The 23,229-nt window shown below is 64.2% G+C and carries 23 protein-coding genes; 13 read left to right on the plus strand and 10 right to left on the minus strand.

Annotated features, from left to right (window positions below; translation table 11 throughout):
* Genes ACLKOZ_RS04175 through ACLKOZ_RS04205 form a run of 7 tightly spaced genes read left to right on the plus strand, consistent with a single transcriptional unit; the run spans position 1 to position 5,930 of the window.
* On the plus strand, positions 1-396 hold the full coding sequence (locus tag ACLKOZ_RS04175) for a C-glycoside deglycosidase beta subunit domain-containing protein (protein WP_337345306.1): 396 nt from the start codon (positions 1-3) through the stop codon (positions 394-396).
* Complete coding sequence (locus ACLKOZ_RS04180; protein ID WP_436473038.1) at positions 393-1,496, plus strand: sugar phosphate isomerase/epimerase family protein; 1,104 nt, start codon at positions 393-395, stop codon at positions 1,494-1,496. The genes ACLKOZ_RS04175 and ACLKOZ_RS04180 overlap by 4 nt, the downstream gene beginning before the upstream one ends.
* 17 nt (positions 1,497-1,513) lie before the next feature.
* Positions 1,514-2,539, plus strand: a complete 1,026-nt coding sequence (locus ACLKOZ_RS04185) for a sugar phosphate isomerase/epimerase family protein (protein WP_337345308.1) — start codon at positions 1,514-1,516, stop codon at positions 2,537-2,539.
* A gap of 11 nt (positions 2,540-2,550) precedes the next feature.
* On the plus strand, positions 2,551-3,321 hold the full coding sequence (locus ACLKOZ_RS04190) for a nuclear transport factor 2 family protein (RefSeq protein ID WP_337345309.1): 771 nt from the start codon (positions 2,551-2,553) through the stop codon (positions 3,319-3,321).
* Positions 3,322-3,329: 8 nt separating this feature from the next.
* Positions 3,330-3,728, plus strand: coding sequence for a C-glycoside deglycosidase beta subunit domain-containing protein (locus ACLKOZ_RS04195; protein ID WP_436473040.1), 399 nt, complete (start codon positions 3,330-3,332; stop codon positions 3,726-3,728).
* A complete protein-coding gene (locus tag ACLKOZ_RS04200) occupies positions 3,725-4,912 on the plus strand; it encodes a Gfo/Idh/MocA family protein (RefSeq protein WP_436473042.1) in 1,188 nt (395 codons plus the stop codon). Before ACLKOZ_RS04195 ends, ACLKOZ_RS04200 begins: the two co-directional genes overlap by 4 nt.
* Positions 4,913-4,925: 13 nt before the next feature.
* Complete coding sequence (locus ACLKOZ_RS04205) at positions 4,926-5,930, plus strand: sugar phosphate isomerase/epimerase family protein (protein WP_376044744.1); 1,005 nt, start codon at positions 4,926-4,928, stop codon at positions 5,928-5,930.
* Positions 5,931-6,009: 79 nt separating this feature from the next.
* Here ACLKOZ_RS04205 and ACLKOZ_RS04210 read toward each other — a convergent pair whose 3' ends face one another.
* Complete coding sequence (locus tag ACLKOZ_RS04210; protein ID WP_436473045.1) at positions 6,010-7,056, minus strand: restriction endonuclease subunit R; 1,047 nt, start codon at positions 7,054-7,056, stop codon at positions 6,010-6,012.
* Between the two features lie 68 nt (positions 7,057-7,124).
* On the opposite strand from ACLKOZ_RS04210, the gene ACLKOZ_RS04215 reads away from it, so the two are divergent.
* Positions 7,125-7,541 (plus strand): C-glycoside deglycosidase beta subunit domain-containing protein, encoded by a 417-nt coding sequence (locus ACLKOZ_RS04215; RefSeq protein ID WP_436473047.1) that lies wholly within the window; start codon positions 7,125-7,127, stop codon positions 7,539-7,541.
* Positions 7,542-7,576: 35 nt separating this feature from the next.
* Here ACLKOZ_RS04215 and ACLKOZ_RS04220 read toward each other — a convergent pair whose 3' ends face one another.
* Together ACLKOZ_RS04220 and ACLKOZ_RS04225 are read right to left on the minus strand one after the other, a co-directional pair.
* Positions 7,577-8,449, minus strand: a complete 873-nt coding sequence (locus tag ACLKOZ_RS04220) for a ThuA domain-containing protein (RefSeq protein ID WP_436473049.1) — start codon at positions 8,447-8,449, stop codon at positions 7,577-7,579.
* Positions 8,450-8,533: 84 nt separating this feature from the next.
* The gene (locus ACLKOZ_RS04225; RefSeq protein WP_337345316.1) at positions 8,534-9,796 is read right to left on the minus strand and encodes an ROK family protein; all 1,263 of its coding nucleotides are present in this window, start codon (positions 9,794-9,796) and stop codon (positions 8,534-8,536) included.
* A gap of 107 nt (positions 9,797-9,903) precedes the next feature.
* Between ACLKOZ_RS04225 and ACLKOZ_RS04230 the strand changes: the two genes are divergently transcribed.
* From ACLKOZ_RS04230 to ACLKOZ_RS04245, 4 genes are all read left to right on the plus strand, one after another.
* The gene (locus ACLKOZ_RS04230) at positions 9,904-10,944 is read left to right on the plus strand and encodes a Gfo/Idh/MocA family protein (RefSeq protein WP_436473051.1); all 1,041 of its coding nucleotides are present in this window, start codon (positions 9,904-9,906) and stop codon (positions 10,942-10,944) included.
* Positions 10,941-11,759: a hypothetical protein gene (locus tag ACLKOZ_RS04235; protein ID WP_436473053.1), complete on the plus strand. Its 819-nt coding sequence runs from the start codon at positions 10,941-10,943 to the stop codon at positions 11,757-11,759. Before ACLKOZ_RS04230 ends, ACLKOZ_RS04235 begins: the two co-directional genes overlap by 4 nt.
* A 140-nt stretch (positions 11,760-11,899) precedes the next feature.
* The gene (locus ACLKOZ_RS04240) at positions 11,900-13,402 is read left to right on the plus strand and encodes an MFS transporter (protein WP_436473055.1); all 1,503 of its coding nucleotides are present in this window, start codon (positions 11,900-11,902) and stop codon (positions 13,400-13,402) included.
* A 21-nt stretch (positions 13,403-13,423) separates the two neighbouring features.
* Positions 13,424-15,004 (plus strand): GMC oxidoreductase, encoded by a 1,581-nt coding sequence (locus ACLKOZ_RS04245; RefSeq protein ID WP_436473057.1) that lies wholly within the window; start codon positions 13,424-13,426, stop codon positions 15,002-15,004.
* 21 nt (positions 15,005-15,025) lie between these two features.
* Here the strand turns inward: ACLKOZ_RS04245 and ACLKOZ_RS04250 are convergent, their stop codons facing one another.
* Both ACLKOZ_RS04250 and ACLKOZ_RS04255 read right to left on the minus strand, forming a co-directional pair.
* Positions 15,026-15,397 (minus strand): LapA family protein, encoded by a 372-nt coding sequence (locus tag ACLKOZ_RS04250; RefSeq protein WP_337350596.1) that lies wholly within the window; start codon positions 15,395-15,397, stop codon positions 15,026-15,028.
* 158 nt (positions 15,398-15,555) lie between these two features.
* Complete coding sequence (locus tag ACLKOZ_RS04255; RefSeq protein ID WP_436473059.1) at positions 15,556-16,743, minus strand: ABC transporter substrate-binding protein; 1,188 nt, start codon at positions 16,741-16,743, stop codon at positions 15,556-15,558.
* Between the two features lie 193 nt (positions 16,744-16,936).
* Between ACLKOZ_RS04255 and ACLKOZ_RS04260 the strand changes: the two genes are divergently transcribed.
* Complete coding sequence (locus ACLKOZ_RS04260) at positions 16,937-17,521, plus strand: TetR/AcrR family transcriptional regulator (protein WP_436473061.1); 585 nt, start codon at positions 16,937-16,939, stop codon at positions 17,519-17,521.
* Positions 17,522-17,657: 136 nt separating this feature from the next.
* Here the strand turns inward: ACLKOZ_RS04260 and ACLKOZ_RS04265 are convergent, their stop codons facing one another.
* From ACLKOZ_RS04265 to ACLKOZ_RS04285, 5 genes are all read right to left on the minus strand, one after another.
* Positions 17,658-17,915 carry a hypothetical protein gene (locus ACLKOZ_RS04265; protein WP_436473063.1) on the minus strand — a complete coding sequence of 86 codons (258 nt, stop codon included), beginning with the start codon at positions 17,913-17,915 and terminating at the stop codon, positions 17,658-17,660.
* A 205-nt stretch (positions 17,916-18,120) separates the two neighbouring features.
* Entirely contained in the window at positions 18,121-18,501 is a 381-nt protein-coding gene (locus ACLKOZ_RS04270) for a universal stress protein (RefSeq protein WP_337345339.1), read from the minus strand.
* Between the two features lie 45 nt (positions 18,502-18,546).
* Positions 18,547-20,574 (minus strand): tripartite tricarboxylate transporter permease, encoded by a 2,028-nt coding sequence (locus ACLKOZ_RS04275; protein WP_436473065.1) that lies wholly within the window; start codon positions 20,572-20,574, stop codon positions 18,547-18,549.
* Between the two features lie 8 nt (positions 20,575-20,582).
* Positions 20,583-21,791 (minus strand): Bug family tripartite tricarboxylate transporter substrate binding protein, encoded by a 1,209-nt coding sequence (locus ACLKOZ_RS04280; RefSeq protein ID WP_436473067.1) that lies wholly within the window; start codon positions 21,789-21,791, stop codon positions 20,583-20,585.
* Between the two features lie 83 nt (positions 21,792-21,874).
* Positions 21,875-22,954, minus strand: a complete 1,080-nt coding sequence (locus ACLKOZ_RS04285; RefSeq protein ID WP_436473069.1) for a PrpF domain-containing protein — start codon at positions 22,952-22,954, stop codon at positions 21,875-21,877.
* Positions 22,955-23,229 lie beyond the last annotated feature (275 nt).

Genomic DNA, 23,229 nt, shown 5'->3' on the forward strand with positions numbered 1-23,229 from the left:
ATGATCGCCGACCGCATAATCGAGCAAGGAACACTCACCACCGAGGGCGGACGCACCGCCATAGAGGTCCGTATCCCGTGGTACCGCGCCCTGCCGGGGTCGTGCATTGCAGGTGCCGCGCTGACAATCGACGGAGTGAGCGCCCCGGAGGATTCACTTCGCTGGACCATGAACAACCGGACCTTCAGCTTCGAGGAGCTCGTGGATGAGACCGGCGAGTGGTGGTTTCCCCTGGACTCGGCCGTCCTGTCGGGCGACCTTCCTGTGGCAGATGACCAGGACGAGCACGAGGTCCGGGTGGACCTGAAGCTCTATATCCCGTACATCATCACCGACCACGGGGTGCTCCACATCGAAGAACACGACACCAAGACCATGAAGGTGGCACAGCGATGACCAGCCTCGGCACGCCGATCCAGGGCGTCACCCTTTACAGCTTCACCCGGGCCTTCCACGCCCGGCAGTACGACCTCGACGGCCTCATCCGCAAGGTGGCGGCCGAGGGCTTCGGCCCGGGGCTTGAGGTCATCGGATTCTCCAGCCTCCGGGGCTTCCCGGACCACATCGACGATACCTTCGTTGGGCAGTTCCGCGACCTGGTCGCCGAAGTGGATCTGGTCCCCACATCCCTTGCCGTTAACGTCGATACCGGCATCCGCCGCGACCGGCTCATGAACCACGACGAGCTCGTCGAGTACATGCGCAGGCAGATCGAAGTAGCCGCCCGGCTCGGCTTCCCGATCGCCCGGGTGCAAATCTCGCTGACTCCCGACGCCATGGAAAGCCTGCTGCCCGTAGCCGAGAAGTACGGGGTGACCCTGGCTCTCGAGGTCCACGCGGACCAGCACGGCGCCCACGAGCGTGTCCTGGCCCTCCGCGACCGCTACGAAAAGCTCGACTCCCCACTGCTTGGTTTCACTGCCGACTGGGGCGCCACCGTCACCGGCTTTGCCCCCTCGCTGCTGGAGGCCTACCGCCGGCGCGGCGCTTCTGAGGAACTGCTCCGCCAGGTGGTTGAACTCTGGAACGGTTTCTACGCCGAAGGGCCTCCCAACACCCAGAAGGTCCATGGTGAGCGCTTCGGTGCCTTCATTGGCCTGGCCGCACGCAGCGGTCGGCCGGACCTCGGCATTGACTTCGCCATTAATGGAACCGGACTTTTTGGTCCGGCCCCCATCGATACCTGGCTGGAAATCATGCCGTGGGTCCGCCACGTGCATGGCAAGTTCTTCGGCATTGACGAGCACGGCGAGGAGCCCTCGGTTCCCGTGCGTGGCCTGGTCCGCCAGCTCGTCGAAAACGGCTATTCCGGTGCGATCTCCAGCGAATACGAAGGCTGGCACTGGAACAACTGGCAGGATCCGTTCGAGATCATCCGCGGCGAGCAGGCCGTGCAGCGTTCAGCAGCTGCCGACGCCGGCTCTGCCATGATCACCGATCCCGCCGAGGCCCGCCGCATCCTCAACAGCCACCTCGCCCAGCCCGTCCGCGGCTGAAACTGAAGGAACAAGACATGTCAGAAGGCATCGCAGGCTCGGGAATCGAGCTTGGCATTACCCTGTATTCGCTCACCTCTGAGTTCGCCGCCGGGCTCTACACCCCGGAGACGTTGATCAAGGCAGTTGCAGACGAGGGTCTCGGCCCCGGGGTTGAGTTCAACATTGCGCAGATGCTGCGCACCTACCCCGACGTCGACGACGACTTTGTGCGCCTGTGGCGCGACAGCATGGACCGCTACGGCCTGACCCCCAGTGCAGTGGGCACCAACCTGGACATGGGCCGCCGCAAGGAACGCGACATGACCCCCGAGGAGGAGTACGACTTCTTCGCCAGGCAACTGCATACGGCCAACCGGCTCGGTTTCCACAGGGTAGTAATCCGCTCCGCCGGCAAGGAACTGCTCCGGAAACTGCTTCCCTTGGCTGAGAAGTACGACCAGAAGCTCGGCTACGAAATTCACGCACCCCAAGGCCCGAACGACCCCAAGATCCTGCAGATCCGGGAAATGTACGAGGAACTCGGAAGCGACCGGCTCGGCTTCACCGCCGACTTCAGCTCCACTATGCACAGCCTGTCGCCCACCCTGTTCCGTACCCTGACCCAGATGGGACTGCCCAAAGAGCACTTCGCTGTCATGCAGGAAATCTGGCGCAAGCCCCTACCCATGCAGGAGCGCAACCAGGAGTTCGAGGACTATCTGAACGCCAACAACTTTGATCCTGCACGGTTGGGCCCGTTCACCCGCCTGGCGTTCAACATGCACGGCCTGGTTCCCCCGGAAGAGTGGCTGGACATCATGCCGCAGATCTTCCACGTTCATGCCAAGTTCTACGACATCGACGAGCACGGCAACGAGCCCGCCATGGACATTCCGCGGATCGTGCGGCAATTCGTCAAGGGCGGCTACAAGGGCTACCTGTCCAGCGAGTGGGAGGGGCATGCGTTCGCTGACCTCGGCGAATCCGATCCGATCGACCTGGTCAAGAAGCAGCACACGCTGATGCGCCGTGCCGTCGAGGAATCCGTCGTCCCAGCCTAAGGAGAACGCCCATGACTGCCACCAATGGCGAAGTCACCACTGAGGTCGAGCAGCTGCGCCGTGAACTCGACGAGGCTCTCCGCCTGGCCCGGCGGGCCAACGACAGGGGCGACCTCGAGAACCTGTTCAATCGCTACATGTACCTGCACAATGCCTTCGAGGACGAACAGATCATCCCGCTGTGGGTGAAGCCAGGAACGCCGGGCGTGCGGGCGAGGTACACCAACGCGGGGCAGTACACGGATTACGAGAGTGTGGTCCGCTACCACAAGGGGCGTCCGTCCCCTGTGGGCAAGCTGATCCTGCACTACACCACGACTCCGGTCATCGAGGTAGCCGCCGACGGCAAGACGGCAAAGGGCGTCTGGATCGTCACAGGCAACGAGTCAGGACTCACGGACCCTGAAGTGGCCAAGGAAAGCCCCGACTACATGTACTCGCCCGGTGAGGTACAGGGCAAGAAGGTCTGGGCCCACTGGGTCTGGTGCAAGTACGCGGTGGACTTCCTACGGCAGGACGGTGAGTGGAAGATCTGGAAATTCCGCTGCTACGAGCTCCTCCGGGCGCCATTCGAGGAAAACTGGATCAGCTTCGCGGAAAAGAACCAGCATGCCTTTGCCCTGGACCTGATGTACTTCGGCGACGACGGCAAGCCGGTCTTTATGCCACCCGCCGATGAACCCGTGCCCACGGAGTACCACCCCTACAGCCCATCAACACGGCAGACGCTGGATCCCGCGCCTCCTGTTCCCCACGACACCTTCGTCGACACGTTCAAGTAAGGAAAGCCATGGCAACTCACAACTCCCTGTTCAAGGACACCGATGTCCGCAGGCACCCAGAGGGCATTGCGGTGTCGGTGCAACTGCCCTGGTACCGCAGCCTTTGGCTGTCCGCCGTTGACGACGTCGCCGCAACAGTCAACGGTGTGGAGATCCCCAAGGAATCCCTTCGCTTCGAGCTCCAGGGCAAGTCCTTTTCCATCGCCGAACTCCCGGAGCAGTGGGAGACGCTGTGGTTCGTCGCGGACCGGCCCGATGTGATCATTCCCCTGGACCGCGTCCCTGAGGCCGGCGAGGAGATCGACGTCGAAGTCATCCTCACCCTCCGCCTGCTCTACATGCAGATCGCTCCCATGCGTTACGTGGGCAACCGCGTCGCCGTGGAACGGAAAGTCGTGCTCGCATGACCACCCTGCGCGTGGCCATGATTGGCTACGGCTTTATGGGCGCCGCCCATTCCCAGGGCTGGCGCACCGCCCCGCGCGTATTCGGCCTTCCTGCCGAGACGGAGATGGCGGTTATCGTGGGCCGCAACGCCCAAGCTGTCGGTGAGGCAGCCCGAAAATGGGGCTGGGCAGAATCCGCAACCGACTGGCGGCAAGTCATCGCCCGGGAAGACATCGACATTGTCGATATCGTCACCCCCGGTGACTCCCACGCCGAGATAGCCATCGCTGCGCTCGAGGCCGGAAAGCACGTGCTCTGCGAGAAGCCGCTGGCCAACACGGTGGCGGAGGCCGAGGCGATGGCCGACGCCGCCGCCAGCGCCGCTGCCCGGGGCATACGGGCCATGGTGGGGTTTACCTACCGGCGCGTTCCGGCGGTGACGTTCCTTCGCGACCTCATCGCCGAGGGCGTGGTGGGCAGGATCAGCCATGTGCGGGCTTCGTACAGGCAGGATTGGCTCGTGGACCCGGAGATGCCGCTGGCCTGGCGCCTGCAGAAGGAGCACGCCGGCTCCGGGGCGCTCGGGGATATAGGCGCCCACGCGATCGACCTGGCCCAGTTCGTCACCGGGCAGAACCTCCAGAAGGTCTCAGGGGTCGTCGATACGATCATTAAGGAGCGGCCTGTGCTGGATTCCGGTTCAGGCCTGTCGGGCATAGCCGGCGCAGGGTACGGGCCAGTCACTGTGGACGACATCGCCATCTTCACCGGCCGGTTCGAATCCGGAGCGCTGGCGTCGTTCGAGGCATCACGATTTGCGACCGGGCGCAAGAATGCACTGGCAATTGAGGTCTCAGGTGACAAGGGAGCCCTGGCCTTCGACCTTGAAGACCTCAACAGCATCCAGTTCTACGACCGTACTGTCCCAGCGGACCGGCAGGGTTTCCGGAAGATCCTGGTCACTGAAGCCGGGCATCCCTATGTCTCCGCCTGGTGGCCCGCAGGCCACATGCTCGGCTACGAGCACGGGTTCTCGCACCAGGTCAAGGACCTGGTTGAAGGCATCGTGGGCGGCACTGACCCGCATTCAACGTTTGCTGAGGGACTGAGGGTGCAGCGCGTGCTCGACGCCGTCGAGCGCAGCTCCGAGAATGACTCTGCCTGGACCAGTGTCGGCGCCGACGCTGCAGTGCCGGCTCGCTAAGGAGGGAAAGAACATGGCTCGACCGATTACCCTGTTTACCGGCCAGTGGGCCGACCTGCCGTTCGAGGAGGTGGCCCGGCTCGCCGGCGAGTGGGGCTACGACGGACTGGAAATCGCCTGCTGGGGTGACCACCTTGATCCCTGGCGCTGGAACGACGACGCGTATGTCCAGGGCAAGCTGGACGTGTTGGAACGCAACGGCCTAAAGGTATGGACAATTGCCAACCACCTCAAGGGCCAGGCCGTGTGCGATGACCCCATTGACGAACGGCACCGTGGCATCCTGCCGGACATCGTGTGGGGCGACGGCGACCCTGAAGGTGTCCGACGCCGGGCCGCCGAGGAAATGAAGAACACCGCAAGGCTGGCCGCCAAGCTGGGCGTGGAGACTGTGACCGGGTTTACCGGCTCATCGATCTGGAAGTACGTTGCCATGTTCCCGCCCGCCACAGAGGCGATGGTGGAGGCAGGCTACCAGGACTTCGCGGACCGGTGGAACCCGATCCTGGACGTCTTCGACGAGTGCGGCGTGCGCTTCGCCCATGAGGTGCATCCGTCGGAAATCGCCTACGACTACTGGACGACGGTCCGTACCCTCGAAGCCGTCGGGCACCGCAAGGCTTTCGGCCTGAACTGGGACCCGAGCCACATGGTTTGGCAGGACATCGACCCGGTAGGCTTCCTCTGGGATTTCCGGGATCGTGTCTACCACGTGCACTGCAAGGACACGAAGAAGCGCCTGTCCAACGGCCGCAATGGTCGTCTGTCATCCCATTTGCCGTGGGCCGATCCGCGCCGGGGCTGGGATTTCATCTCCACGGGGCACGGCGACGTGCCGTGGGAGGATGCCTTCCGCATGCTCAACTCCATCGAGTACGTCGGCCCGTTGTCCGTCGAGTGGGAGGATGCGGGCATGGACCGGCTCGTTGGAGCGCCGGAGGCCCTGGGGTTCATCCGCAGGCTCTCCAGCTACGAGCCCTCCGTCGCCGCTTTCGACGCGGCATTCAGCACGAAGTAATCAAAAACAGGTCAGCGGCCGGTCCCGGTAAGCCGGGGCCGGCCGCTTTGCTGTGTTTGCGCGCCGGGCACGGCTTCGGTCAGGCGGCGGCTCCCTTACCCAGCGCACCGGCACCCGACGCACCGGCCCCCGACGCGCCGGCAGCCAGCGCGGTGGTGGCGAGGGCAAGGTGCCGTCGGGTGATGTCGGTGGGGTCATCCTGGAGCCACTCGTGTCCGCCCCATTCACTGGTCAGAGTACCGGCAAAGCCGTTGCCGCCAAGGAGTCCGCCCAGGTCGCGGAGCGGCTGCGATACGCGTCCGTCAGCGTCTTCCAGATCCCAGAACTTCAGGTGGAAGCCGCCAACCAGCGGAAGGATGCTCCGGAGGTCTGAGGCGTCGCTGCGGCCGAAGCGGATGACCAGGTTCATGAAGAGCGTGTGGACGCGTGGCGGCACGTTTCCGGACTGGAGCAGGGCCTTCACGGCGTCGAGCGTGGCAGGGTTCCGCCATTCGTCCGCCAGCCGGGTTACCAGCTCACCGGGTACGCCGCCGCGGCGGAGTTCTTCAAGGTAGCTGGCGGGCAGCGCCGGCATGAGCATGCTGATGTCCACGAGGACCCGCACATGATCGTCCGCCAGCCCTGCGATCGTTTCCAAGGCCGGGGCTATGGCAGGGCTGTCAGGAGCCTGCTGCCCTTGAATCTCCTCGTACAGCACCAGGTCCAGCTCGTGCAGCAGCGGCTGCACCAGGGCCAGCAGCTCGGCGCCGGCCTGGCCGATCGGCAACCGGACACCGGCAGCCCCCACCCGCCGGGCCGCTTGGAGCTGGGGAACCAGGAAGTCCAGCCGCTCCTGGGTGGACCGCCGCTGGGTAGCTGAAAGGAAGTCATCCAGGCTCGCGCCCACAATGCTGACCCTTCCACCCACCTGGGCCAGGGCATCGCGAAACTCGTCCACCTCGGCATCCCTGGGCTCCGGAAAGGACCGCCACAGCAGTCCGGGCTCCAGTTCGACCGTATCGGCCACGCCGTCGGCGACGATGCCGGTGACTATGTCCAGGGCCGGTCGGCGTGCCGCCGTGATGTCAGGAGTCCAATTGAAGGCACTTGCGCAGAGGGTCCAGGTTTGAGGAATTCCAGTGGTCAATGGGCACCTTTTCAAATATGCGTGTTAATGACAAACTTATGTCACTTTTAGGATAAAGGATGGAAATCATGCTGCAAACAGCTCTGCGCGATGATGCGTTCACCACCACTGCGGACGGCTTTGAACTGCGGATTGGACTGCCCTGGATCCGCTCCATGCCGCTGTCCAGCGTGTACGGCCTTGCCGTCGAGGTCGACGGCGTGCGGTTCGGTCCAGAGGAACTTGCGGTGCATCTTGGGGTGCGGGACGTGCTGGCGGGCTCATTGCCGGAAGAGCATGGCTGGTGGTTCGTCCAGGACCGCCTCGTTGTGGCTGGCAGTGGCCGGCTCGCCGCTGGCGCGCATGCCGTCTCGGTGGACTTTCAGCTTTTGGTGCCCTATCTCCAGGCGCGGCCGGGCTCGCCGCTCATTCTGCCGTTCCATCTCGAAGCGGAACTGGAATCCGGGCGGCATGCCGTCTCGGATGTGGCCAGGGACGTGGCCTGACGCTTGTGGCCACGTCCCGGATTTCGACGGCGATACTACTTCTGGGAGGCGGGTTCGCCCGCGGCAACCCAATCGTTGAACATCTCCCGGACCATCGGTTCGAGGGTGGTGGGCCACCAGTCTCCACCGTCCACCGCTTCGCCGAGGTCTGCCGGCGTCGCAATGGTCACGCTGCCGGTGGCAGCCCACTCCGCGCTCCGTGGGAAGAGCGCGCGGAAGGCGGGGTGGCCGATCGCCTGCACGTTGTGGCCGATCCCGATGGAGACTGAGCGGCCCTCGCCGTACTCGACCGCCCAGGCCACCGGATGCTCCTCGCCCATGCCCGGCAGGCTGCGCCACTGCGAGGGAACCTGCGTGTAGCGCAGGGGGTTATCCCAACCTTGCAGGAGGACGGTTTTCTTGACGCCCTCGGGCCATTTGAGGCCGACGTAGAGGTCGTCGTTGTAATGCGGAAACTCGGCCGGCCAGCCGGCTGTGATGGGGTGGGGCTCCGCAGTGTGCAGGAGGAAGTCGTTGTTTGGAGCCCGCCGGGAGGTGTCTTCGCGCATCACGCCGCCGAGCAGGCGCTCGTATTCCGGCTCCCAGCCCACGCCGCCGGCAAGCGTGGGGTGGTAGGCGATCAGGCCCTTGCCGCGCGTCACAAAGTCGAAAAGCGCCTGCTCTGCGACGGGGCCGAAACGCTCCTCCGGGACATTGCGCCACGGGTCGGTACGGCCATAGTAGTTGAGGATGACCAGGTCGTAGGGCTCAAGGGTTGCTGCGGTGGCTCCGCGGAACTCCTCGGTGACGCGCACCTGGAACCGGCCTGTCCCTTCGAGCAGTTCCTTCAGCGCCGGCGTTGTCTTTCGCCAGTCGTGGTGGACATCGGTCATGCCGGTGATAATCAGCGTTTTGATGGGTGTGGACATGGTGCTGGCACTCCTTCGTGGCGAGACTTATGATCCGAAGATACATGCTTAAGTCGAAATCAGGAAGAAGTGTTGACGGAAACCCTAAGCCAGAACAGTTGCCCGTTCCGGTGAGGGCCGGCCCTCCGCGAACCAGCGCGGGAAGGTGACGTCGAAGAGCTGCTCGCGGGCCAGTTCCGCTCCGCCACGCAGGGGCTCGCGCTCATCGTTGACCGAGAGGGTAATGGTGAGGTCCCGTGTAGCGAGCGGCAGTGAGAGTTCGTAGACCCGTTGGCGCACCTCTGCCAGGAATACCTCGCCGGCGGAGCCCATCGCACCGCCGATCACAATGATCCCCGGATTGAACATGTTCACCAGGGCTGAAATGGTCTCGCCTGCCACCCTCGCCGACTTCTGGACGAGGGTTATGGCGAGCGAATCCCCGGCCTGGGCTGCCAGGGTGATCTGTTCAAGTGTCAGCGCTCCCTTCTTCGCACTCACTGCCAAGGAGCTTGTGGCACCTTCCTTGATGGCGAGTTCGGCATCCCGGACGAGCGCCCAGCCGCCGGCCACGGCTTCCAGGCAGCCGATTTTGCCGCAGCGGCATTGGGCATCTGAGTCGGATACCCGGACATGGCCGATGTCGCCGGCGGCCCCGTTCGCGCCCCGGTGGATCCTGCCCTTGGAGAGCAGGCCCGCCCCAATCCCCGAACCGATCTTGCAGTAGATCAGGTCCGCCAGGGAATCGCGCCGCCGTGCGCGTTCCCCGAGGGCAAGCAGGTTGGAATCGTTGTCCACCCAAACCGGTGCATTGAAGCGTTCTTCAAAGGGAGTGCGGACATCGTAACCGTTCCACCCCGGCATGATCGGGGGCGCCACAGGCTGCCCCGAAGCAAAGTCCACCGGTCCCGGAAGCCCTACCACCACACCCCACACGGGCACCTTGGGGTCCTTCTTCAGTAAGTTCTCGACCAGGGACATGACGGCATCGATGGTCTTCTCCGGACCCTGTGCGATATCCCAGGTGCGGTGCGTGTGTTCCAGGATGTCGCCGTCGAGGGCGGTAATGCCAACCCTCATATGAGCCGCTCCAAGGGCGCAGATGATGATCCGTCCCTGTTCCGCCCGGAAACGCAGGGTCCGTGGCGCGCGACCGCCGGAGGAGGCTCCGAACTCGCCATCGCCGAGGAATCCAATATGAATGGCCTGGTCCACGCGTTGACTGACTACGCCCCTGCCTAGGCCGGTGACCTTGCCGATTTCCGGCCGGGTGGTTGCTTCGCCCGTGCGCACCAGGTTGACGATCCGTAAAAGGCTCGTCACTTCATCCGTTTGGGCTCCAAAGCGGAGTGTGGAGTCTGTCGTCATGGTCACAATTCTCACACATTGACACCCACTAAGGTGTCGTGTGGCGCGACTATAGCCAGAACGGACCTGACTTATGAATAATAGAGACATAAGAAGGGGGGGCGACGATGCCTTGGAATGTAGGTGTGCTGGGCGCCGGGCCGGGGGTTGCTGCGCTTCATCTTGCAACCCTGGGCCGGCTGGGGGAGTTGTTCAACGTGGTGCACATCGCTGATGCCGGCAGCGGGCGCGCCCGTGGCCTCGCGGAGGGGCTTGGTGCCCGCTGGTCGCAGGGTGATTCGGATCTTCTTGCCGACCCGGACGTGGACCTGGTGGCCGTGTGCAGTCCGCCCGCAGAGCATGGACGCCAGGTCCTCGCCGCCGTGGCCGCGGGAAAGCGGGCCATCTTCTGCGAGAAGCCGCTGGCCACCAGTCCGGAAGAAGCTGAAGAGGTGGTGGCCGCCTGCCGTGCGGCGGGGACGATCCTCCTCGTCGGCACGAACCACTTGTTTGATGCGGCGTGGGGCCATGCCAGGCATGACCTCGTGGCACTTGAAGGCCGGGTGCAGGCGGTGTCTGTCACGTTGGCGCTGCCGCCGAACGAGCGCTACCACCGGCTCGTGGCCGAGGGAGGGCCCTTCCTGCCTGCGCGCCGGGGCAGGCCGGACCTGACTGACCCCGCCGTGACAGCGGATGTCCTGAGGCAACTGCTGACGGGGCTGGCCATCCATGATCTCCCGGCGCTGCGGGACCTTGCGCCCGACATTGAAGAAGTGGTTTATGCGCGGCTGGTTCCGCCGATCGGCTATGTGGTGGGCTACCGTGCGAGCGGAGTCCTGGTACAGCTTGCCCTCACCATGCTTCCGGCAGGGCCCGATGCCCTGTGGCGGATGAGCATCTCCACGTCGCATGACCGCATCGAGGTGGACTTCCCGCCGGCGTTTGTCCATGCGGGAAGCGCAGCCACGCGCGTCCGCACCCCAGGCGGGCGTTGGACGGCCTACAGCCGTGATCCGGAAGACGGCTATGTGGCGGAGTGGCGCCTGCTGGCTGCGCTCCTTGAGGAAAGGGTGCCCGTGGAATACGACGAACTGCTTGCGGACTCCCACTACGTCACTGCACTGGCTGACGGCGCTTCCGCAAAAATGCTCGAGGGTGTGCACGCATGAGCGGGGCGACCCTGCGGAGGGGTGTCTGCGCCGCCCTGCCCGACTATCGGGCCGCCGTCGCCGAACTCCCGGTCAGTGCAGCATTGTCGGAAAGCCCTCGCGGTTCTGTGGTGGTGGTGCCCGGAGTTGGCGTGTGGTGGGACCGTGCGCTCGCAGCCCAGGCCGCGGGTGCGGCAGCCATCGTCGTCGCGAACCCGCAGGACCTGCCCCGGGAGGCCCGGGAGGTCCTCCTGGCGCTGACAGACATCCCTGTCATTGTTGAGCGTCCCCGCCTAAGGGCCGATCTGGTTGACGATGCAATCCAGGGGCGGGCAGGTATTCCAGCCAGCATTATCGCCGTCGAGTGCGCCGCGCCCGCATCGGAACTTATCTCGGTGATCCGTGATGGATTTGGGTGGGCAAGGGTCTTCGCGGGTGGGCCGATGGGCCTTCTTGCAGGTTCTGCCACGGCCCAGGCCCGGGTTGCGCTCCTGGAACTCCGGAAAAGGCAGGGCGGTCCGGCCGTCACCGTGGCAGGCAACGTTGAAGCGGGGCACGGCTCGGGAGGCCTGGTGCGGATACTGGCGCTGGGGGAGGTGAGGTCTGAGGTGACGGTGGACCAGCCGGCAGGCCTGGCTCGGGTTGAGACCTGCACGGAGGAAGGCGCGTTGGCTGCTCCACGTCGGTTTGAGGCCTCGGCGCGGCTGGCGCTCCGGCGGGCTTTCGAGGCTTGCTCCACAGGCAGGGCCGTGAACGACGTCGGGGATTTCCTGGACGACTGCGCACTCGGGTGGGACCTGACTGCACTCGGAGCGGCTGGGAATGTCAGTGTTTGATCCAGTCATTCTTTTGTTGCTTTCAGACTAAAGTGCGCTATGATGATGGTGGCGTCGGGGTCCCCTCCGGATCCGTTCTCCGTCGTGATGGTGCGGCGGAGGCACAACACGTCGCGTCGATGGCCCGATCGTTCGGGTAGATGACTATGCCACTTTCGCCTTTGAGATTCCGTCTCCTTGTTATTTCCCTGCTCACGGTCTCTTTCCTCGGGGCCCTCGACCACACCGTGGTGTCCACGTCGCTGGCCACGATTGCCGGAGAACTGGGCGCCCTGAAACTCATGAGCTGGGTTGTGGTGGGGTATACCCTCGCAAGCACGGTGCTGTTGCCGGTGCTTGGCAAGCTCGGCGACGTCCTGGGAGCCCGGCGGGTCTTCCTGGTGTCGCTGGTGACGTTCCTTGCCGCTTCCCTGGCCTGCGGCTTTGCCCAGGACATCTCCTGGCTCATTGCCGCGCGTGTCTTGCAAGGGATGAGCTCCGCCGGACTGCAGTTGATGTCCCAGACCATCATTGCCCGCGTGACCACCCAGCGGGAACGGCCCCGTTACATGGCCATTATTGGGGCGGCCTTTCCCATCGCGATCCTGGTGGGTCCGGTGCTCGGCGGGGCCATCACCGACTACTGGGGCTGGTCGTGGGTCTTCTGGATCAACATTCCGGTGGGAGCAGTTGCCTTGGGCCTGGCACTCATCGCGATACCTCACCTGGAACCGGGAACCGTTCCACGGCATTTCGACGTCGCCGGAGCCGCCATCTTCACGGCCTCCCTGGTCTCCTTGGTGTTGGCTGTGTCCTGGGCGGCCGAGCGAACCGCGGGCACTGCCACGATCGCTGCGCTCGCCGTGAGTGTCGCAGGTTTCGTTGCCTTCTTCATCGTGGAGCGCCGTGCACCGGAACCCATCGTGCCCCTGAAGCACTTTGCCAACCGCACTGTTGCGGCGGGCACCGCGCTGTCGGCGATTATCGGCGTCGGGCTCTTCTCCATCACCGCCTACCTGCCCACGTATTTCCAGATGGCTTACCAGACCACGGCAACGGTGTCCGGGCTTGTTCCGATCGCCACCGTGTTCGGCATGCTGGTCAGCAACCTCCTCTCTGGCTATCTGGCAAGCAGAACGGGCCGTTACCGGGTGTTCCCGATCATTGGGACGTCGCTGGGAGCCGCCGGTCTTTTTGTTATGGCCATGCTGCCTGCCGGGCTTCCGCTCTGGGTCCCGATGATCGTGATGGGTGTGGTGGGAATTGGTACAGGTGCTTTTATGAGCCTGATTATCGCCGTTGTCCAAGGCGCTGCCCCGGCCAGCCAGACAGGCACCATCACGGCGACCGTCAACCTGGTGCGGCAGGTGGGGTCAACAGTGGCGACGGCGATCATCGGCGGGGTGATCGGCTTCGGTGTGGCCGCCCTCCTTCCGGCGGGCCTAGACCCTGCCACCCTGACCCCCCAGTTTGTCCATGGGGCAGCGCCCGCCGTGCAGGCGGACATCGCCCGGATTTACAGCACAGTGTTCGTCCCCATTTTCATCGCCTTGGCGGCCACCTACGCCGTCGGCATTGTCGCAGCCGTGCTGCTTCCCCACGGCCGGCTTTCGGATGAGCCCGTTCCCGCCGCCCAAACAACGTCCGAGACCCAACCGGTCTGACCCTTTGTCGAAGGAGACACCATGTCCACCAACCCCACCATCGCCGTCGTCGGCAGCGGGCCGATTGGCTCCACCTACGCCCGGGTTCTCCTGGAACGAGTCCCCGGCGCGCGGGTGGTGATGTTCGAAGCAGGACCGCAGCTGACGGACCGTCCCGGCGAGAGCGTCCGCAACATCGCCGATCCCGGCCAGAAAGCCCGTGCGCGGGAGATGTCACAGGGGCCGCAGGCCGGCGCGTACCGTGAGTCGCTAGGCATTCCGGCCGGAACCGTCACCGAGGGCATGTTCACCGCCCGCCAGGGCACACACCTGCTCGATTACGGCGGTGCCGGCTCCGCCCACGCCACCAGCTTCCCCGCCGCGGCTGCGGCTACCAACGTTGGTGGCCAGGGTGCCCACTGGACGTGTGCGACGCCGTCGCCGGCCTTCAGCGAGAAGATCCCGTTCATCGCGGACGACGAGTGGGATGAACTGATTGGTTCCGCCAAGGAACTGCTGCACGTGCAGGGGGCCGCGTTCGCCGATTCCGCGGTTGGGGCAGCCATCAGGGCGCTCCTCGATGAGGAGTTCGGCGCTGAGCTCCCGGAGGGCTACGGCGTGGACACCCTGCCCGTTGCCGGCGACCCGCAGCCGGACGGCTCGATCCGCTGGGCAGGCGCCGACGTTGTCCTCGGCCCGCTCCTCGATCCGGAGAGCCCCCTCTCGCAGCAGTTCGAACTCCGTGACCTGACTCTGGTCCGCCGGGTGGAACTGGACGGCAACCAGGTCACCGGGGTCACTGTCGAGGATCTCCGCACCCACGAAACGTCTTTTGTTGCCGCGGACATCGTGGTGGTTGCTGCGGATGCCTTCCGCTCACCGCAACTTCTGTGGGCTTCGGGCGTCCGGCCCCAAGCCCTGGGCCACTACCTGACCGAGCACCCCGTAGTCATCTCCACGGTTGCGTTGGATGCCGGAAAGATGGAGCGCTTCGCCACCGAAGAGGACCTCGACGCCGAGCTGTCCCGACGCGCCCTGAATCCCGCTGACCCTGTGGCGGCCGTGAACCGGATCCCGTTCTCGGAGCCGGAGCACCCCTTCTCCGTCCAGGTCATGTACTCCGAATCGACTCCGTTTCCGATGGAGCCCGGAGCGCCCTACGCGGAGAACCGCTGGGGCTACGTCAACATGGGTTATGGCATGCGCAAGCACCCCCGCTACGAGGACGCCGTGACCTTTGACGACAGCGAACCGGACTACCGGGGCTTCCCGAACATGACGATCGAATACGCACTCACCGAGCGGGAGAGCGCGGAGATCGCCGACGCCACCGAGCGGCTGCGCCGGGCAGGCAAGGCGCTCGGAGCTTTCGTTGCCGAGCCACGCCTGATGCCGAACGGTTCCAGCCTGCACTACCAGGGCACCATGCGCATGGGGGAGTCCGACGACGGCACCTCGGTGGCCGATCCATGGTCGCGGGTGTGGGGCTACAGCAACCTTGTGGTGGGCGGCAATGCGCTCATCCCCACCGCTACGGCCATGAATCCCACGCTGATGAGCGTCGCCATCGCCGTCCGAGGCGCACGGAAAGCCGCGGAGGAGTTGGGCCAGGGGAAAGCCTGAGGGCAGCCGTGGGCGGCTGCCCTACAGGTTGGTGACCCGGCGCCGCCGTTTTTCGTTACGGCGCAACTGGAGAATGCGGGCACCGCCTGCGATTGCCACGAGTATGCCGCCGCCGACCGCTGCGATGAAGAAGGCCACGCCTTGGGCAAGCCTGCCTTCCCAGCCGAGGAACTTCACCGCAACCATGTCCTGGTTCTGGATGAAGAAGATGATCAGCAGCACCAGCACCACGAGGCTGACCGCAACGGCACTCCAAATCACCGCTGCACGGGTGACGCGCGTGGAAGTCGGTTTACTAGCCGGTGGAGGGGCAGGCTCGGCGCGCTGGACCGTTGGGCGGGAATCCGGCGTGGGCGGTACGGCGGCGGGTGGCAACGGTTCTTCTGTGCTCATACCGCCATTGTCTCTCTGCACGGGAACTTTGGCGGGACCTCCGTGAGCGATTTAGGCGAAACTAAACACGGCCGTTAACCCGTTCATCCGCCCGGAACTGATTTGCAGTTCCGGGCGGATGAACGGGTTGCGTGAAGAAAGGCCTCAGCAGCGCGGTGCTACTCCTTACCCAGCACTGCGGCGGAGGTCTTCTCCCCGGTGACTTCGTTGAGGGCGGTGAGGTCGAAGATGCCGTTGATGTCGGCCTGCTTCGTGGTGCCGGCTTCCACGCCGTCCTTCAGCAGCTTGGGGTAGGTCCCGGCCAGCGGATCCACGGTGAACACGATGTTCTTCAGGGACCGGTCGATCACATCGGCCTTCAGTTCCGCGCCGGCGGCTTCCTTCAGCGCGGCGTTGATGACCTTGGCTTTCTCATCGGCGGCGGCGCTGTTCAGCCACTCCACGGACTTCACGTGTCCCTTCAACAGGGCCTTCACGGTGTCCGGGTGCTCTGCCGCAAACGTCTTGCTCACGATCAGGATGGTGGTGGGGAACTCGCCGGCCTTGCCGGAGAGCGAACCGTCCCAGAGGTCCTTTTCGTCCACCAGGACCTTGGCTCCGGCCTGGAGCACCAGGCGCGAGGCCCACGGCTCAGGCAACCACGCGCCGTCGAGCTTTCCGTCCTGGAACAGTTTGAGCGTCTGCGCGTTTTCGGTGGGGTTGATGGCTACATCGCCGCTGCCGTCCACGTTGGTCTTGTAGCCCTGCGTGGCGAGCCAGGCGCGGAGCGCGACGTCCTGCGTTCCGCCGAGCTGCGGCGAGGCGAGGGTCTTGCCCAAGAGGTCGGCGGCGGAAGTGATTTCCGGCCGGACCACCAGCTGCGCACCGCCGGCGGCGGCACCGGCGACGATGTTCACGGACTCCCCGCCGCTCTTGACGAAGGAGTTGATGGCCGGGTTCGGACCGATGTACGTGGCGTCGATGGCTCCGGCGTTCAGGGCTTCGATGGCGGCGGGTCCGGCGTTGAAGACCTGAGTGCTGAGCTTGGTGTCGCCCAGTTCCTCGGCGATGTAGCCCTGGCTGACTCCCACCAGCGCGGGGGCGTGGGTCACATTGCCGAAGTAGCCGAGCTTCAGCTCCGCGGCGGGGTTGCCGGCGGGCGCTGCAGCCTCGGCCGAGGTGCCGGTGCTGGACGAGTTGCTGGAGACGGCGGAGGCGACGGCCACGCCGCCTCCCACCAAGGCCAGGATGCCGGCCACAATGCCGATCTTCAGGCCGAGCGGACGCTTGGGCGTGGCGGACTGGCCAGCCACAATTCGGGTGGAGCCTTGCGGGTTCTGCGGGCCGTTGTCCTGCGGAGTTGCCATGGAAATTCCTTTGTTGGGGCGGGTGCTGGAGTTGAGATTACGGACGGCCCAACAGCGCCACAACGGGGCAGGACACGGACGTTCACCGGACGTCGCGGACGCTCAACAGAACGTAGCCCGGCGTCAAACAACGTCGCGGGGCGTCTTCTTTCGCGGAGATGCACCATCGCGGCTTTCGCCATAGTCTGGCCAAGTGGATACAAGCATCGTGAATTCAGGCGAACAGGTTGACAGGCAGTCGCGCATCCTCGAAGCGGCACTGGCCCTGCTGTCCCGCCACGGCATCTCGGGGGTCAACATGCGCGCGGTGGCCCGCGAAGCCGGCGTCGCACTGGGGCTCGTGAATTACTACTACGAAGACAAATCGAGCTTGATCCGGGCGGCCCTGAATCGAATTGACGAAAGCGACCTCAGGCTGGTCGCCCCCGACCCGGCGTCGCCCCCGGACGAACAGCTCCAAAAGGCCCTCCGGCGCGTTGCCGACCCGGAATTCCTGACCACACAGTATCTGTCCCTGCGTCTGCACCTTTGGGCGCTTGCGCAAGCCCATGAAGACTTTGCCTTGATCAATGCGGCAGCGTTTGAGCGGTACCTCGACGGACTCGCGGCGCTGATAGGGAATGCCAAGCCCGAGCTTTCCGGCGATGAATGCAGGGAGCGGGCAGCCGACATCGTCGTCGTCCAGAACGGGATGTGGTTGACGGCGCTCCTTGGCGTAGACAAGGCGTCCATCCGGAGAAGCATCGCCCGCACCGAGGAGATCGCTTTCGCCGCGTAGACCGGGCTGGGAGGCTTGGGTTTGGGCACTCGGCCTGGGTTTGGGCTTGGGGCCCGAGGGGCGGGTGCCTGGGGCCGCGGCCTGGGCCCGGCCTGGGGGCGGGGGCGTCGCGCCAACCGGTGTTTGGAGTGTCGGCTCAGCTTTGCTTGACTGGTCGCCGGTACACGCGTAGTCCGTCGCTGTACAGGAACAGTGCCCGGCCCTTTCCGTCGTCCTGCTGAAGCCAGAGGACGCTGCCGCCCATGGCCAGCATATCGATGCAGCCTGAGGTTATGACTTGTCCGTGATTGTGGATCTCTACTTGGTCGGCGCGGGAAAGTGTGGACCAGTTGGGAATGGGTTCGGGCCTCGGGGATCCAGTGTGGGGCGTGATTATGCGAGAGCGGCTGTTCATTTCGGTTGTCCTTGATCTGGGGCGGTTCGGGCGAATAGTTCTTCTGGTAGTTATGGGAGGAGGCAGGGTGACCGTTTGGTCACCCTGCCTCCGTTTGCGTGCTGCGCTGTCCTCGCGCCCGTCCGTCGGGCTTACCTGTTGCGATGGAGTGCGGGAACGGCAGCACACTCGCCGGACAATGTGTCCGGCAGCCAGTAGCGCCGGGTCAGAGTTTGTCGGCCCGGACTGCGAGTACCGGACACGTCGCATCCAGCAGGATGCGCTGGACGGTGCTTCCCAGGATGAGCTTGCCCACCATCGACCGGTGCCTCAGGCCAATGACAATCACTTCGACGTTGCGGTCCTGTGCGATCTGGATGACCGCGTCCCCCGGATCGGCCAGGATTGAGGATTCGAGGGTTAAGGCCAGGCCGGCCTTGGTCAGTTGGCTCTCCAGCTCCTGCAGTTCCTGTGCGTCCAGGTCGTGGTGGCCGCGGCCGATATTGACGATGAGCAGGTCTGACTTCCGCCGGTGGGCTTCCTTGATCCCCTCGGTCAGTGCCTCCCTGCCTTCGGGGGCGGATGCGTAGGCTACGAGTATCGTCATTTTCTTTGATTCTCCAATGGCGTTCTATGTGCGGGGTGTCCGGTGCTAGACGAGGGTGTTGAGCCAGCCCTGCGGCAGGTCGATCGGCAGCAGCGAGGGCAGTGCCAGGAGCACGATGTACAGGACGCCGGTGTAGATGATGGCGACCTTGAGCCGTGCTCTTGCGACTATCAGGAGGAAGGCCGGGATGAAGATTGTGACTGCAATCAGGTATCCGAAGGCGGCCGTGAGGGCCAGGAAGCCTGTCATCCATAGGAAGGTCTTCAACGCGAACTTTGCGTCAAGGGTCCAACCTGCCTTCGCGGGCTGTGTGCCAAGGATTCCCTCTGCCTCGTCAGAGACGGTTTGACCTGCATTCGGTGTTCTGGCGCGAAGCCTTCTCCGGATCTCAATGAAGAGCAGGATGCCGGAGAAGATCAGGCCTCCGGTGCTCACCAGCTGGGGGACCAGCCTGGCTTCCGGTGAGAACGAAGCGGACGAGATGAAGGCGGCCGCGAAGGCGACGAAGAAGATGCCTGATGCGGTGAGGGACCAGGTTGAATTCTTCAGCGGAGCTTCGTCGTCCTCGGGCTGTTCGTCGCGGTGACCATCGTCAAGGTTGGTGTGTCGGCGGGCGCGGATGAACTTGATGAATGCCCAGATCATCGGCAGGATCAGGATTGCCAGGAAGACCATGACGCCGGGGCGTGCCATCCAGTCGAATCCTTCGTAGAGGCTGTCGGTGAGGAAGTAGTAGCGTTCCAGCGGGATGGCCAGGACGAAGCCGATGAGGAACGGTGCCCGGGGGAATCCGGTTGATTTCAGCAGCCAGCCGAAGGCGCCGAGGATGATCATGATCCAGAGGTCGCCGAGCTGGCCGCCTTCCTGGAATGAGCCCAGGAGCATGATGGCTACGAGGCCTGCTGCCAGGACGGCGAAGGGGACCTTGGTCAGTTTTGCGAGCTTTTTGACGCTGAGGAAGCAGAGCAGTGCGCCAAGGATCGAGGCGATCGCGAAGGACCAGACGATCAGGTACATCAGGTCAAGGTGTTCGGTGATGATGGAGGGGCCTGGCTGGATGCCGTACGTGAGGAGCATTCCCAGGAGCATCGCTGAGGGCACGCCGCCGGGGATGCCGAAGAGGAGGGTGGGGATCAGGTCGCCGGCTTCAACGGAGTTGTTGGCGCTTTCGGGGCCGACAATGCCGCGGGGGTCTCCCTTGCCGAACTGGCGCTTGTCTTTGGCGGTGGCGACGGCCTGGCCGTAGGCCATCCAGGTTCCGGCGGTGGCGCCGACGCCGGGCAGGACGCCTGCCCAGATTCCGATGAGTGCTCCACGGATGACCTGGGTCCAGTGGGTGAGCCATTCCCGGATGCCTTGTCCCCAGCCTCCGCCGAGGGTGATGTTTTGCTTCTGCCCACGGCGTTGGCTGGCGCGGGACGCAATTTCGGCGAGTCCGAAGACGCCAAGGGCTACAGCTACGAGCGACAGGCCGTCGCCGAGGAACAGGCTGCCGAACGTAAAGCGCTCCTCCGCCGTAGTCGGTGACGTCCCGACCATCCCGAGGATCAGGCCAAGGAGGCCTGCCGAGACTCCCTTGATGATGTTTCCCCGTGAGAGGACTGCGGCCAATGAGACACCGAGGACGGTCAGCATGAACAGTTCGGGACTCGCGAAGGAAAGGACCAAGGGCCGGGCCAGTGGGATCGCCAGGGTCAGACCAACCGCGCCGATGATGCCTCCGGCCATGGAGGAGAGGAACGCCAGGGTCAGCGCGCGGGCTGCCTGCCCCTTCTTGGCCATGGAGTAGCCGTCGAGCATGGTGACGCTGGCTGATGCTGAACCTGGGGCGCCGAGCAGTACCGCAGAGACGGTGTCGGAGGTGTGGACGACTGCGAGGGCACCGATGAGGAGCGCCAGGGCCTGGGGGGGTTCCATGCCGAAGGTAATGGGCAGCAGGATCGCGACGGCGCCTGTGCCGCCCAGACCGGGGATGAGGCCCATGATCAGACCGGCGACAGTGCCGATCAGGAGCATGATGAGGAGGGAGGGGTCAGCGAGGGATGCCAGCGCTGCCATTGCGGAGTCAAGCATGATGGTCCTTACTCAACGTGGATGTTGTATTTGCTCGCGAGCAGCCCTGTGACATAGGACCGGACGGAGCCGCTGACTTTGTAGGCGTCCCGGACGCGATCGGCCACTCCGGGGTCCGCAACGAGGGGGTAGCCGCCGAGCACTTTGGCGGCCTTCTCCTGGAATCCTGCGTCCATGCCGAGTTTTTCGCTGGACTGGCGCAGCAATGTGTAGGCCTTCTCAGGGGTCTCTTGCGGAACCCAGAGTCCTTTTTGATAGGTGTAGGTGAGCCCGAGCAGGGTCTTGTAGGCCTCGTACTTTTCCCCTGACGGTTTCTTTCCGTGGAGCGTTTCGTAGGCTTCTGCGACCGTGGGTACGTCGGGAAAGTTCGGGTCACGGATGACGTCCCCGGCCTCGTTCAGCTGGCCGAAGGACATGAGGACGACGGCTTTGCCTTCCTTCACGATGCCGGCTACGGCTGAGCCGTAGGCTGAGGTCGTCTGGTAGTCCAGGTCGATTTCCCCGCGCTGCAGGGCCAGGTTGACCGGGCCTCGGCCTTCGAAACCAAACGTGCTCGTCACGTCTGCTTCGAGCAGGTCGAAGGCTACCAGGGTAGTGATGTCCAGGCCTGTGGCGCTGATCCCGCCGAACTCAAGCGGCTGTTCTCTGTTGATCAGGTCCTGAATACCTGCAACCCCGGCTTCGGCCCGGGCATAAATGACTCCACCGGTGCCGTTCACAACAACAGGTTTGAGGTCTTCGAAGGAGTACTTCACGGCCGAGCGTCCCAGGACCCAGGGCACGACCGTGGATGCCGTGCCGACCAGGATCTCGGTGCCGTCGGTCTTGGCTGAGCGCGCGAACCTGTTGGTGCCCAAGATACCTTCGCCGCCGGCCTCGTTCACGGGTGCAAAACCGGGGCGGCCGGGGACGTAGTTAGTAAGTTCGGTGCCGATGAACCGGGCCCAGGTATCTGTTCCACCGCCTGAAGCCAGAGGAATCAGGAATTCGAGGGTTTCGCCGCTGAAATCGCCGTCTTCGGTGCTGGAGGGTGGGTTAAGCAGGCTCCCACCCAGGACGGTGGTTGCCGTTCCCAGCAGTGCGAAGGCGCCGACGGCTGTGAGGATGGTGCGCCGCGAGTGCTTGGGCGGATCGGGCTGTTCGCTTGGCTCGGTCTGCCCGTCGGTGCCTTCCGGGAAGAGTCCGGGCGCCTCCAAGGATGACTTGTTGCTCGTCATTGAGGAATCCTTAGGTAGGGCCTACCTCAATGCAACACCACTCCGGCGTCGATAGGAGGACAGGCTGTTTGTTTGTGTTCCGCTTACCAGGACTCTGGAAGCAGCAGTTCGGCGTCCGCGATGCGGCGGGCGCTTCGAATGGTTCCGACGACGGGCACGCCGTCGCGAATTTCCGCCCATGTCTGGACGATGCCGGCCGGAGTCCGCATGACCAGCCCTGAGGACGGATCAGTTGTGAGGAGGTCCCGGACCACGGTGCCTTCGTGCTGGGCGGCCATGGTGAGCGCCACGCTTCCCGTGATGGCCAGGGCAGGGTGGAGCCTTCCCATGGACAGCATTCTGACGTTGAGGTCGGCTTCATCGTTCTGGGACGCTTTGCCGACCAGAGCCAGCTTCGGTATCGCTCGAGCGGCCTCAGCGCGCGTGGCTGCAAGACCCATGCGCACGGCGGCATCTCTGCGGACGTCGTCCAGATGCACAAGGAGTGCAGCCTGGCTGTCGATGTCCGCGGCCGTCTCTTTGCCGGTGAGGCCGATGGACTCAGCGTCCAGAATGATCAGAGGAGCGCCGGCATCGATGAGAGTGGCTGGCACTTCCCGTCCGTCGAAGGTCACCTTGTCCAGCGGTTCACCGGTAGGGAACAGTTTTCCGGTGGTTCTCCCGGCGGGGTCCAGGAATCCCAGGCCGACTGCCATTCCGGGGAACGGAACGCCCGGAATCATCTGGGTGCCCGGGTCCTGAAGTTCGCCGTCCGGCGTTGGAACCTTCTGCAGAATGAGCTGGTCTGTGTTGGTGTTCAGGGTTCGGACCGTTGTGGTCTCCTGGCCGGGAGTTACCCATCCCCGTTGGATGGCATACGGGGCGACTACGGCGGAGCAGTTCCCGCAGTTGCTGCCCCAGTCCACCTTCTGCTCGTCGATGGCCACCTGTGCGAACGTGTAGTCGACATCGGCCTCGTCGCTAAGGGAGCGGGACAGGATGACTGCTTTGCTCGTCGTGGACGTTCCGCCGCCCACGCCGTCGATCTGACGGTTGTCGGGGCTGCCGAAGAGACGGAGAAGAACTTCGTCCACGCTCTTGCCCGGGACTTGGAGGTTGTCCCACTCGAACACCCAACACTTGCTAGTGCCGCCCCGCATCCACGCTGCTGGGATCTTAAACATGATTGCTTTCACACCTTCCTGGGCCCTTCTTTGGGCCTTGCAAGCCTTGCCGGCTGATCTAAGTGTGATGCGAACCTCAAATGAATTACAAACGCCAAATAATGCAGCTCTATGCACTTTTACTTCAATTGCGAGTAGTGAACATAGGATTGCCAACGGCTTTTCGTCATGATCCCGGAAGCCTGGACCTGACTGGCGCGCGAAATTCCGCTTTCGATGAAGCATGAGCCTAAGATTGTTTAGGGGGCTTAAGTAACACTTCAAAGGAGGCGCGG

It is taken from the genome of Arthrobacter sp. R4 (genome assembly GCF_051365025.1).
Classification (GTDB): domain Bacteria; phylum Actinomycetota; class Actinomycetes; order Actinomycetales; family Micrococcaceae; genus Arthrobacter.